The following is an 11,846-nucleotide window of genomic DNA, read 5'->3' as shown; positions in this document are numbered from 1 at the left end:
CGAAGGGCCGTCAAGCAACATGGTTGCAGCGCTGAGGCGATCAATCCTCGACGAATGCTTCTTCGCGCTTGTTCTTCACTGCGGGCATCAGCACCACCACCAGCAGCACCACGGCGGCGAGCAGCAGGCCGGCCGAGATCGGACGGGTCACGAACACGCTCCAGTCGCCACGCGACAGCAGCAGCGCACGGCGCAGGTTTTCTTCCATCATCGGGCCCAGGATGAAGCCCAGCAGCAAGGGAGCCGGTTCGGTGCCCAGCTTGTGGAACACATAGCCCACGAAGCCGAAGATACCCACCATCCACACGTCCCAGGTGTTGTTGTTGGTACCGTACACGCCGATCGCGCAGAACAGCACGATGGACGGGAACAGCCAGCGGTAGGGCACGGTCAGCAGCTTGATCCAGACGCCGATCAGCGGCAGGTTCAGGACGATCAGCATCAGGTTGCCGATCCACATCGAGGCGATCAGGCCCCAGAACAGCTCGGGGTTGCTGGTCATCACCTGCGGGCCCGGCTGGATGTTGTGGATGGTCATCGCGCCCACCATCAGTGCCATCACGGCGTTGGGCGGAATGCCCAGCGTCAGCAGCGGGATGAAGGAGGTCTGCGAACCTGCGTTGTTGGCCGACTCGGGCGCGCACACGCCACGGATGTTGCCTTGGCCGAAGGGGACTTCGCCCGGCTTGAGCTTGGTCTTCTTCTCGATGGTGTAGGCAGCAAAGGCCGACAGCATGGCACCGCCACCGGGCAGGATACCCAGGGCAGAACCCAGGGCCGTGCCGCGCAGCATGGCAGGCAGCATGCGCTTGAAGTCCTCGGCGGTGGGCATCAGGCCGGTCACCTTGGCTGCGAACACTTCGCGCTCGTCCTCGGGCTTGGACAGGTTGGCAATGATTTCGCCGTAGCCGAACACGCCCATGGCGATCACGACGAAGTCGATACCGTCGGTCAGTTCGGGAATGTCGAAGCTGTACCGGGCCACACCGGAGTTCACGTCGGTACCGACCATGCCCAGCAGCAGGCCCAGCACGATCATCGCAATGGCCTTGAGCAGCGAGCCCGAAGCCAGCACCACGGCGCCGATCAGGCCCAGGGTCATCAGCGAGAAGTACTCGGCAGGGCCGAACTTGAAGGCCACTTCCGTCAGCGGAGGCGCGAAGGCGGCCAGGATCACGGTGCCCACGCAGCCTGCGAAGAACGAGCCGAGTCCTGCGGCAGCGAGAGCGGGTCCCGCTCGCCCCTTTCTGGCCATCTGGTAGCCGTCGATCACGGTCACCACGGACGAGGATTCACCCGGCAGGTTCACCAAAATGGCGGTGGTCGAGCCACCGTACTGCGCACCGTAGTAGATACCGGCCAGCATGATCAGCGCCGCCACCGGAGGCAGGGCGTAGGTCGCTGGCAGCAGCATGGCGATCGTTGCCACGGGGCCGATGCCTGGAAGCACGCCGATGAGCGTACCGAGCAGACAGCCGACGAAGCAGTAGATCAGGTTCTGGAAAGTGAAGGCGACGCCGAAGCCGGTCGCCAGGTTCTGAAAAAGTTCCACGGACGATGCTCCTGCTTAGCCGGTGATGAAGCTGGGCCAGACGGGGAACTGCAGATTCAGTGCCCACACGAAGGCCACATAGCTGCCTACGGCAAGAACGGTGGCCAGAATTGCCACTTCCTTGAAGTTGAAGCTATGGCCGCCCAGGCTGGCGATGAACACCAGCGCATAGATGGCGACGATCAGACCGAACTGGGGAATGCCCAGATTGGGAACGCCGACCAGCAGGATGCCGAAGGCAAAGTTCGCGGCCAGGATGAAGAACACCTGCTTCCACGCCCACTTGCCGATCTTGTCACCGCCGGAGGGTCCCTTGGTCAGGCCGGAGAAGCAGATGGCCGTGCCCAGAATGGACATCAGCACACCCAGGATCAGCGGGAAGTAGCCCGGGCCCATGCGGGCACCGGTGCCGACGGTGTAGTTGGTTGCGCCGATCGCAAAAGCGAGGCCGACAACCAAAAACATCACGCCGGAAAAAAAGTCTTTCTGACTCTTGATTTTCACGAGAATGTCTCCTTACGGAATCACGACCCGGCGATTTTGCGTTCAGAAAAACTGTGTCCGAATGTGGATTCCACCTACAAAGGGCATACCCTCATGTCCTACCCGCATGAGGAAAAAAGGGTGCCCATGCCAGGCACCCCATCCATCATTGGCAACGGCCTGCGCAAGAGCAGGCACTTACGTTTTTATCCGCCAGTCAGCCCAGCAGGGGCGTGCTGGCCATGACCTCTTGCAGCGTGGTCACGCCTTCGGCCACGCGCAGGGCTCCGGCCAGGCGCAGCGGACGCATGCCGTCCTGCACGGCCTGGCGGCGCAGCGCATCCATGGACGGCGAGGTGTGGATCTGCTGCTTGAGCGCCTCGCTCACGGTCAGCAGCTCGTACAGGCCCATGCGCCCGCGAAAGCCCGTCATGCGGCAATCCACGCAACCCACGGGCTTGTAGGGCTGGTAGCTGCCTGACAGTTTCCAGGGCCGCACGGCCTCGGCCAGCGTGGCGGCCGAAGTCTCCTCGTCGCGCTGCTTGCATTGCGGGCACAGCGTGCGCACCAGGCGCTGGGCCAGCACGCCCAGCAGCGTGGCGTTGATCAGGTAGGGCGGCACGCCCAGCTCCATCAGCCGGCTCACGGCGCTGGGCGCATCGTTGGTGTGCAGCGTGGAGAACACCAGGTGGCCGGTCAGCGCAGCCTGCACGGCCATCTCGGCCGTGGCCAGGTCACGGATTTCGCCCACCATGATGATGTCCGGGTCCTGGCGCATCAGCGAGCGCAGTCCCTCGGTGAAGCCGAAGTCCAGCTGCGTCTGCACCTGGGTCTGGTTGAAGCTGGGCTCGATCATTTCGATCGGGTCCTCCACGGTGCTGACGTTGACCTCCTCCGTGGCCACGCGCTTGAGCGTGGAGTACAGCGTGGTGGTCTTGCCCGAGCCCGTGGGACCGGTCACGAGGATGATGCCGTGCGGGCGACGCACCAGCTCGTTCCAGCGCTGGGCGTCATGGCTGGTGAAGCCCAGGGCATCCAGGTCCTTGACCGTGTTGTCGGGGTCGAAGATCCGCATCACCAGCTTTTCGCCAAAGGCCGTGGGCAGCGTGGACAGGCGCATTTCCACCTCGTCGCCGCGCGGGTTGCGGGTCTTGATGCGCCCATCCTGGGGACGGCGCTTTTCCACCACGTCCATGCGCCCGAGCAGCTTCACGCGCGAGACCATGGCGTTGAGAACGCCCATGGGCACCTGGTAGACCGGATGCAGCACGCCGTCGATGCGAAAGCGGATCACGCCCTGGTCGCGCCGGGGCTCCATGTGGATGTCGCTGGCGCGCTGGTCGAAGGCGTATTGCCACAGCCAGTCCACCACGCGCACCACGCCCTGGTCGTTGGCATCGAGCTGCTTGCTGCTGTTGCCCAGCTCCACCAGCTGCTCGAAGCTGGCCGCGCTGGCCGCACCGCCGGCCTTCTCGGCAGCGCGCACCGACTTGGCCAAGGCGAAGAACTCGCCCGTGTAGCGCTTGAGGTCCACCGGACTGGCCAGCACGCGGCGCACCTTGCGGCGCGCCTGGCGCTCGACCTCGGCCACCCAGTCGTCGATGAACGGCTCGGCCGTGGCCACCACCACTTCCTGCGGCGACACCTGCACGGGCAGCACCTTGTGGCGCTCGGCATAGCTGGCGCTCATGATTTCGCCCACGCGGCCCGCATCCACGCGCAGCGGGTCGATGCGCAGGTAGGCCAGGCCGCTGCGGCTCGCCAGGTACTGGGTCAGTTCCTCGATGTCCAGCGCGCGCCCGTCACCGGCCCGGGCCACGCCCACGTTGGCCAGCCGGACCAGCGGGTGCTGGGTGCTCTCGGCCTGCGAGCAGCGCGCCACGGTGCGCTGGGCCTCTTCGGCCGTGATCACGCCGTCGGCCTGCAGCCACTGCACCAGCCTGCGCCAGTCCAGGGGCCCCGAAGGATTGCGCGGAGCGACGGCGGTTGTGGGCTGTGCGGTGGAGGTCGGGTCGGACATGGCGTTGGGCCGGAAGCTGAACTGCGCCCTATGGTAAGCCTGCCGGCCTCCCTGCCCGGCCAGCCCGCTCTACCAGGGCCGCACGAAGATCTTGGGCCAGCGCGTGGTGGGCAGGTCCCAGCGGGCCTGCACCTGGGCGCTGGCGGCCTGCAGCGCTGCGGGGTCGAGCGCGCGCGGGGTGCGCTGGGCCAGCACCACGGTGTTGCCTTCGCGCGTGGGGCGGAAGGCCCACATGGCCTCTTCGCCAAAGGCTTCGGCCATGCGTGCCAGGCTGCGCTCGTAGCTGGAGGTGCGGCCGAACAGGTTGACGGTCATGATGCCGTCCTCGGTCAGCAGATTGCGGCAATCGGCATAGAACTCGGCGCTGTCCAGCACGGGCGCGGCCGCATCGTGGTCATAGAGATCCACGGCCAGCGCATCGACCGTGCCCAGCCACTGGCTCTTGCGGATTTCCTGGGCCGCATCGGCCAGCACCACGCGCAGCGTGTCGCTGTCGGGCGGCAGCTTGAACCAGCTGCGGCACACGGCCAGCACCTGCGGGTTCAGCTCGATGGCCGTGGTGCGCATGCGCAGCTTCTTGTGGCAGAACTTGGTGATGGCCGCGGCGCCCAGGCCCAGCTGCATGGCATGGCGGCCGGCCACGCTGGCGGGTTCCATGAACAGCAGCCAGCCCATCATGCGCTGCACGTACTCCAGCTCGATCTCGAAGGGCTCGCGTATGCGCATGGAGCCCTGTATCCAGGGCGTGCCCAGGTGCAGGTGGCGCACATCGCCATCGTCGGAGACGCTGACTTCGGGCAGCTCGGCATCTGCGGCGTTGGCGGGAGAGGAAGGGGCGGCCTTGGCGGCGCCACGGGTCTTGCGTATCACGTCGGGAAAAATAGAAAGATTCAGAGCAGTTGATGGAGAGCCAGCGCCTCGCGCCAGGCCTGGACCTTGCGTTCGAAACGCCAGCTCGCGTTGGCCGGGCTGGTCGATGGCAGCTTCACGGCAGCCAGGCCCAGGGCCTGCGTGCGGCCGGCGTGCTTGTAGCTTTCTCCACCGTTGTGCAAGGCCAGCGTCAACTGCGGGCAGTGCGTGCGCAGCCCAGCGAAGTCGTTCACCTCGGCAGCGCGGATGGCGCTGTCCAGGCTGCCTTCGCGCTCGCAGCTGGCGTACACATCCCACAGCCCCAGGCCCCGGGCCAGCAGCCATTCGCAGCGGCCCGCATAGTCATCGCGGCCGGGCTGCGGATACTCGGGCCACAAGGCCTGGAGCAGGGGCCAGAACTGGTTTTGCGGATGGGCATAGTACTGCTGCAATTGCAGCGATCGCAGGCCCGGAAAGCTACCCAGCACCAGGGCCCGGGTCCGCGCATCGGCCACCGGCGCCAGGCCCTGCCAGCGCGGGGTGCCGGGGGGCGGCAGGTCGGGAACGGTCAAGGACATGGCCGGCATTGTCGCCCAGCGGTCGCCGGGCTGCTGGCAGCGGGCGGCAAGACCGCTCAGGTTCAGGTTCCGCTCAAGCCTGGTTCAGGCCATGGCGGGCAGGCCTCGCAGCGCGGCACGCGCGTTGCGGCCCGTGGCCTCGGCCAGGGCCTGGGGCGTGATGCCGCGCAGTTGCGCAATCACATCCGCAATGCGTGCCAGCTCGGCCGGCGTGTTGCGGCCCTGGGCCTGGCCCTGGGCGCGCTGCCCGGCCGTGGTGTAGAGCCAGTGCGGCGGAATGTCGGGAGCGTCGGTTTCCAGCACCAGCGCGTCCAGCGGCAAGCTGGCTGCCAGCTCGCGCAGCCTGAGCGCGCGGTCATAGGTCACGGCGCCGCCGAAGCCCAGCTTGAAACCCAGGTCGATGAAGGCCTGGGCCTGCTGCCCGCTGCCGTTGAAGGCATGGGCAATGCCGCCCGCCACGGGCCGTGCACGCAGGGTCTTGAGCAGCCGGTCGCTGGACTTGCGCACATGCAGGATGACCGGGAGATCGAACTCGCGCGCCAGCGCGATCTGCTGCTCGTAGAACCAGACCTGCCGCTGTGCGTCCAGCCCCGGCACGAAGAAGTCCAGCCCGATCTCGCCCACGGCCACCAGTTGGGGATCGCCACGCAGCCGGTCCAGCGTCTCGCGCAATGCGGCAATGTCCTGCTCGCGGGCATTGGGCGTGTACAGCGGATGGATGCCCAGCGCATAGCTGTCGCCATGGCGCCGCGCCAGCGCCACCACCGTGTCCCAGTGCTCGCGCGCCACGGCCGGAATCACCAGATGCGCAACGCCTGTCTCGGCCGCCTGCGCGCGCACGGCATCGCGGTCGGCATCGAATTCAGGGGCATCGAGGTGGCAGTGGGTGTCTATCCAGGCGGGCATGGCCGCATCATGCCACCGGCCCGGGCAGCGCCCGTCCAAGGGGCAGACGAGGCCCGGAGCAAGGGCAAACCCTTGGCTTATTGCGAGTCAGCTCCGTTTGACAAAATCAATACACGAATGGCTTGCGCCTCCATAAAAATACATAAAGTAACACTTACACCCCGCATCGGGCTCCCGCATCACCGGCCGGCATGCTTTGGAGAGAGGAATTCCCATGAAGCGCTCAGCATGGAGTCGAATCCTGGACCTCGGTGGCGCACGCCGCAAGGCGGAGCTTGACGGGCAATTGGCCGCCATACACAAGTCCCAGGCGGTGATCGAGTTCGACCTGCAAGGCCATGTGCTGGCTGCCAACCAGAACTTCCTGGACACCATGGGCTACGAGGAGCACGAGGTCATCGGCCAGCACCACCGCATGTTCGTGGACAGCCAGGTCAGCGAATCCCCCGAATACGCCCAGTTCTGGCAGCGCCTGGGCAGCGGCATCCACGATGCGGGGCGCTACCGGCGCATCGCCAGGGATGGGCGCGATGTCTGGCTGCAGGCCAGCTACAACCCCATCTTCGACCGGCATGGCCGGCCCTTCAAGGTGGTGAAGTACGCCACCGACATCACCGAGCAGCAGCGCCGCAACGCCGATGCCGAAGGCCAGCTGGCGGCCATCTCCAAGGTGCAGGCCATCATCGAGTTCGACCTGGACGGCAACATCCTCCATGCCAACCGCCTGTTCCTGCAAGCCATGGGCTACACGCTGGACGAGGTTGTCGGGCGGCACCACAGCATGTTCGTCCAGCCCCATGAGCGCCAAAGCGCCGAATACGCGCAGTTCTGGCGCAAGCTGGGCAGCGGCCAGCACGATGCAGGCCAGTACCTGCGCATCGGCAAGCACGGCCGCCAGGTCTGGATCGAGGCCAGCTACAACCCCATCCTCGATGCCGACGGCCGGCCCTTCAAGGTAGTCAAGTACGCCCGCGATATCACGCGCCGCTTCACGGCCGCGCAGACCCTGGGCGAGGCCATGCAGGGCCTGAGCGAAAGCGCCGAGCACGCAGGCCAGGCCAATGAACTGGCCCGCCAGGCCTGCCGGGTGGCCGAGCAGGGCGGGCGCACGGTGCACGAGGTCATGGGCACCATGGAGTCCATCAGCGCCAGCTCGCGCAAGATCAACGACATCATCGGCGTGATGGACGGCATCGCCTTCCAGACCAATATCCTGGCGCTGAACGCCGCCGTGGAGGCGGCCCGCGCCGGCGAGCAGGGCCGGGGCTTTGCCGTGGTGGCCGGCGAGGTGCGGGCACTGGCGCAGAACAGTGCCGCCGCCGCCAAGGAGATCAAGCAGCTCATCCACACCTCGGTGGAGCAGGTGGCTCTGGGCGCCGAGCAGGTGCGACAGGCCGGCGGGACCATGCAGGAAATCGTGGATTCCTCCCACCAGGTCACGGCCATCATGGGCGACGTGGTGCAGGCCTCCATGGCGCAGTCTGCGCGGCTGCGCGAGGTCACGGCCGACCTGACGGCCCAGAGCGTAAACATCGGCGACACGCCCCGCGCGCAACCCGTGCGCAAGTCGCTGCCGGCGGCCATGGTTCCCGAGGCCCCGCAGATCAAGGCGGCGCCAGCGCCCACCGTGGTGCCTGTGCGCACGCCGCACATGGGCGGCAAGCTGCTGCGCATGGCCTGACGCCGGAGCGCGCAGGACGGCGCACGCAGGACCCAGTACAGGGTCAGGCCAGCTGTCCCTGCACCAGGCGCACCATGCGGTCGCAGCGCGCCGCGAGCTGCTCGTCGTGCGTGACCATCACAAAGGCCGTGCCATGGCTGCGCGCCAGCTCCAGCATCAGGCGGAACACGGTGTCGGCCGTGCTGCGGTCCAGGTTGCCGGTGGGCTCGTCGGCCAGCACGCAGGCAGGCTGCGTGACCAGGGCGCGGGCAATGGCCACGCGCTGGCGCTCGCCCCCCGACAGTTCGGCCGGCCGGTGCAGCATGCGTTCGCCCAGGCCCACGGCCGCCAGCATGCGTGCGGCGCGCTCCATGCACTCGGCCCGGTCGTCGCGGCGTATGCGCAGCGGCATGGCCACGTTGTCCTGGGCGCTGAATTCGGGCAGCAGATGGTGGAACTGGTAGATGAATCCCAGGTGCCTGTTGCGCAGCGCACCCTGCTTCTGGGCGCTGAGTTCATGCAGGGGCTCGCCCTTGAGGGTGACGCTGCCGCTGGTGGGGGCATCCAGCCCGCCCAGCAGGTGCAGCAGCGTGCTCTTGCCCGAGCCCGAGGCGCCGACAATGGCCAGCGTCTCGCCCGCACGCACCTGCAGGTCGACACCTGCCAGCACCTGCACGTTGAGCCGTCCTTCGGCGAAGCGCTTGGTCAGGCCGCGCGCATCGAGGACCACGGCGCCCTGCTGGGACACTTCGAAACCGGGCATCACATTCACTTCATTCATAGCGCAGCGCCTCGGCGGGGTTCACGCGGCTGGCGCGCCAGCTCGGGTAGATGGTGGCGACAAAGGCCAGGACCAGGGAGATCACGGCGATGGGCATGATGTCGCTGTACTGCGGATCGCTGGGCATCTTGCTGATCAGGTAGATGTCCTTGGGCAGGAAGTTGGCATGCAGCAGGCGCTCGATGGCCGGCACGATGACATCGATGTTGAAGGCGATGCCCAGGCCCAGCAGCAAGCCCGCGAAGGTGCCGATGACGCCGACCATGGCGCCCTGCACCATGAAGATTCCCATGATGCTGGACGGCGAGGCGCCCAGCGTGCGCAGGATGGCGATGTCGGCGCGCTTGTCGGTCACCGTCATCACCAGCGTGGACACGAGGTTGAACGCAGCCACGGCCACGATGAGCGTGAGGATGATGAACATCATGCGTTTTTCCAGCTGCACGGCCGCGAACCAGGTGCGGTTCTGCTGGGTCCAGTCGCGGATCAGCAGGCGGTCGGTGATGGTGTGGGCCAGTTCCATGGCCACGCGCGGTGCCTCATGCAGGTCCTTGAGCTTCAGGCGGATGCCAGTCGGCCCTTCCAGGCGGAACAGGCGCTGCGCGTCCTCGTAATGCATCATCACCAGGGCCGAGTCGTATTCGTAGTGGCCGGAGTCGAAGGTGCCGGCCACATGCATCTGCTTGAGGCGGGGCACCACGCCGGCCGGCGTGACCTGGCCGCCCGGGGCGATCAGCGTGACCATGTCGCCCTGGCGCACGCCCAGCGAGCGCGCCAGCTCCACGCCCAGCACCACGTTGAACTCGCCAGGCACCAGGCGCTGGAGCACCTCGGCATTGGTGGCGGCCACGTCGGTGACCTCCCCCTCGCGCGCCGGATCGATGCCGCGCACCAGCGTGCCCTTCATGTCCTCGCCGCGTGCCAGCAGCGCCTGGGCCGCGACGAAGGGTGCGGCGCCCAGCACGTCGGGGTTGGCGCGCGCCTCGCGCATGGTGCGCTCCAGATCGGGCAGCGCCGCACCCTGGGGCGCGAAGATCTCGATGTGCGAGACCACGCTGAGCATGCGGTCGCGCACTTCCTTCTGGAAGCCGTTCATCACGCTGAGCACGATGATCAGCGCCGCGACACCGAGGGCGATGCCCAGCATGGAGACGCCGGAGATGAACGAGATGAAGCCGTTGCGGCGCGTGGCGCGCCCGGCCCGGGTGTAGCGCCAGCCGACGGCCAGTTCGTAGGGAAATTGCATGGGCATGCATTGTGTCATCGCCCGCAGGCCCTGCATGGCGGCAGGCTTTGCCGTCGGCGTGTCAGCGCCGGTGCCGTCCGCGGTCCACACGCGGCAGGGCGTCGTAGCGACCCTCTGCCTCCAGCGTCAGCGCATGGCGCTGCAGCCTGGCCAGCAAGGTGTCGAATTGTTCAAGTTCCTCGTCGCTGAGCACGGACACCAGGTCCAGGTGGATCTGGGCCATGCGCGGCAGGATCAGGCCGTACATGCGCCGCCCCTCGGCGGTCAGCGACACGGCCACGCGGCGGCGGTCGCCGGGCAGGGGGCTGCGCTGCACCCAGCCCTTTTCCTCCAGCCCGCTGAGGGCGCGCGAGGTGCGTGCGCGGTCCAGCTGCGCGCGTTCGGCCAGCTCCGACGACAGCAGGCCCTCGTTGGCAGCCACCGTGGCCATCACGCCCCACTCGCGGCGCGTGATGCCGAAATGCGCCTCGCACATGCGCATGGCCACGCCGCCGGCCGCACCAAAGTAGCGGTTGATGCGAAACAGCAGCATCTGCTGGATGGACGTGGGGGCTGGACGGGTATTCACGGGGAACAGTTGATTAGATCAATTGCTGCAGGGACTTCTACAGTGGCCCCGTCCGGAAAGGAGACAACGGGAGCCACCGTCCGGAGCCGGCCTGGGGATTCTCGCAAAGCCCGGCGCCCCCGCAGCGCAGAAAGTTCGCCACCATGTTTTCCCTGTTCCAAGCCACCCATGCCACCCATGCCTTGCGCGGCCCGCTGCTGCGGGCCGGCCTGGCCCTTCTGCTGGGCCTGGGCTCCGGCGCTGGCGCCCGGGCCGATGCGGCCGCCGATGCTGCCGCCTGGCCCGCCAAACCCGTGCGCATCGTCGTCGCCTTCGCGCCCGCCGGCGCCGCCGACATCCTGGCGCGCAGCCTGGGCGAGGTACTGCAGCGTGAACTCAAACAGCCCTTCGTCGTGGACAACCGGCCCGGCGCGGGCGGCAACATCGGCACCGACAACGCGGCCAAGGCGCCCGGCGACGGCTACACGCTGCTGGTCGGCATCGACACGACCTTCACCGTCAATCCCTTCATCTACAAGAGCATGCCGTTCAAGGGCACGGACCTGCGTCCCGTGATGATGATCGCCTCGCAGGGAATGATGGTGGCCGTCAACCCACGCACAGGCCTCAGGACCCTGGACCAGTTCATCGCCCAGGGCAAGAGAAGCGGCCTGACGCTGGGCTCGGCCGGCTACGGCACGCCGGGCCATCTGGCCTCGGCCATCCTCACCCATGCCACGGGCGCCAAAGTCAGTCACGTGCCCTACAAGGGCAACGCCCCGGCCAGCACGGCCGTGCTGGCGGGCGAGGTGGACGGCGGCATCATCAGCTCCTCGGCCATGCTGGGCCAGGTGGCGGCCGGCAAGGTCGTGCCGCTGGCCGTGACCACGCGCCAGCGCAACCCGCTGGTGCCCGGCGTGCCCACCGTGGGCGAGCTGGGCCACAAGGACCTGGAGCAGGAAGTGTTGTTCGCCCTGTGGGTGCCTGCCGCCACGCCCGAGCCCCTGGTCGCAAGAATCCAGTCCGCGCTGGAAAAGGCCATGAAGGATCCGGCCCTGCGCGAGCGCATGCGCGCCAACGACCTGTTCTACGAAGGCCTGACCGGCCCGGCCGCCGCCGAACGCATACAGGCGCTGGCCGACCGCTACCGGACCGTGATCCAGTCCACCGGAATGAAGATGGAATGAGCGCCGCCGCTTCCCGCCCACGACCCTGCACAGAGCG

11 protein-coding genes are annotated in these 11,846 nt (G+C 67.4%); 2 read left to right on the top strand and 9 right to left on the bottom strand.

Annotation, left to right across the window (positions count from 1 at the left end):
* Positions 1-40: 40 nt before the first annotated feature.
* The 6 genes from G4D77_RS22920 to G4D77_RS22895 all read right to left on the bottom strand — a co-directional run bounded on the left by G4D77_RS22920 (position 41) and on the right by G4D77_RS22895 (position 6,388).
* Positions 41-1,552 (bottom strand): tripartite tricarboxylate transporter permease, encoded by a 1,512-nt coding sequence (locus G4D77_RS22920; protein WP_016445736.1) that lies wholly within the window; start codon positions 1,550-1,552, stop codon positions 41-43.
* Between the two features lie 15 nt (positions 1,553-1,567).
* On the bottom strand, positions 1,568-2,056 hold the full coding sequence (locus G4D77_RS22915) for a tripartite tricarboxylate transporter TctB family protein (protein ID WP_016445735.1): 489 nt from the start codon (positions 2,054-2,056) through the stop codon (positions 1,568-1,570).
* A 196-nt stretch (positions 2,057-2,252) separates the two neighbouring features.
* Positions 2,253-4,055, bottom strand: coding sequence for a type IV pilus assembly ATPase TfpB (gene tfpB / locus G4D77_RS22910; RefSeq protein ID WP_016445734.1), 1,803 nt, complete (start codon positions 4,053-4,055; stop codon positions 2,253-2,255).
* Positions 4,056-4,124: 69 nt separating this feature from the next.
* A complete protein-coding gene (locus G4D77_RS22905; RefSeq protein WP_016445733.1) occupies positions 4,125-4,925 on the bottom strand; it encodes a class I SAM-dependent methyltransferase in 801 nt (266 codons plus the stop codon).
* Between the two features lie 20 nt (positions 4,926-4,945).
* Complete coding sequence (locus G4D77_RS22900; RefSeq protein WP_016451089.1) at positions 4,946-5,491, bottom strand: DNA-deoxyinosine glycosylase; 546 nt, start codon at positions 5,489-5,491, stop codon at positions 4,946-4,948.
* A 75-nt stretch (positions 5,492-5,566) separates the two neighbouring features.
* The gene (locus tag G4D77_RS22895) at positions 5,567-6,388 is read right to left on the bottom strand and encodes a TatD family hydrolase (protein WP_043789797.1); all 822 of its coding nucleotides are present in this window, start codon (positions 6,386-6,388) and stop codon (positions 5,567-5,569) included.
* Between the two features lie 214 nt (positions 6,389-6,602).
* On the opposite strand from G4D77_RS22895, the gene G4D77_RS22890 reads away from it, so the two are divergent.
* Positions 6,603-8,069: a methyl-accepting chemotaxis protein gene (locus G4D77_RS22890; protein WP_209799619.1), complete on the top strand. Its 1,467-nt coding sequence runs from the start codon at positions 6,603-6,605 to the stop codon at positions 8,067-8,069.
* 43 nt (positions 8,070-8,112) lie between these two features.
* Here the strand turns inward: G4D77_RS22890 and lolD are convergent, their stop codons facing one another.
* The 3 genes from lolD to G4D77_RS22875 form a co-directional block, all read right to left on the bottom strand.
* Complete coding sequence (gene lolD, locus G4D77_RS22885; protein WP_013800885.1) at positions 8,113-8,829, bottom strand: lipoprotein-releasing ABC transporter ATP-binding protein LolD; 717 nt, start codon at positions 8,827-8,829, stop codon at positions 8,113-8,115.
* A complete protein-coding gene (locus G4D77_RS22880; RefSeq protein ID WP_034347641.1) occupies positions 8,822-10,075 on the bottom strand; it encodes a lipoprotein-releasing ABC transporter permease subunit in 1,254 nt (417 codons plus the stop codon). Before G4D77_RS22880 ends, lolD begins: the two co-directional genes overlap by 8 nt.
* A gap of 61 nt (positions 10,076-10,136) precedes the next feature.
* On the bottom strand, positions 10,137-10,643 hold the full coding sequence (locus G4D77_RS22875; protein WP_223275107.1) for a MarR family winged helix-turn-helix transcriptional regulator: 507 nt from the start codon (positions 10,641-10,643) through the stop codon (positions 10,137-10,139).
* Positions 10,644-10,786: 143 nt separating this feature from the next.
* Here G4D77_RS22875 and G4D77_RS22870 point away from each other — a divergent pair, with 143 nt between their 5' ends.
* Positions 10,787-11,809 (top strand): tripartite tricarboxylate transporter substrate binding protein, encoded by a 1,023-nt coding sequence (locus tag G4D77_RS22870; protein WP_154833643.1) that lies wholly within the window; start codon positions 10,787-10,789, stop codon positions 11,807-11,809.
* Positions 11,810-11,846 lie beyond the last annotated feature (37 nt).

This window comes from Delftia sp. WY8, assembly GCF_018437695.1.
Lineage (GTDB): Bacteria > Pseudomonadota > Gammaproteobacteria > Burkholderiales > Burkholderiaceae_C > Comamonas > Comamonas tsuruhatensis.
This window is presented reverse-complemented; position numbering and strand designations above follow the sequence as displayed.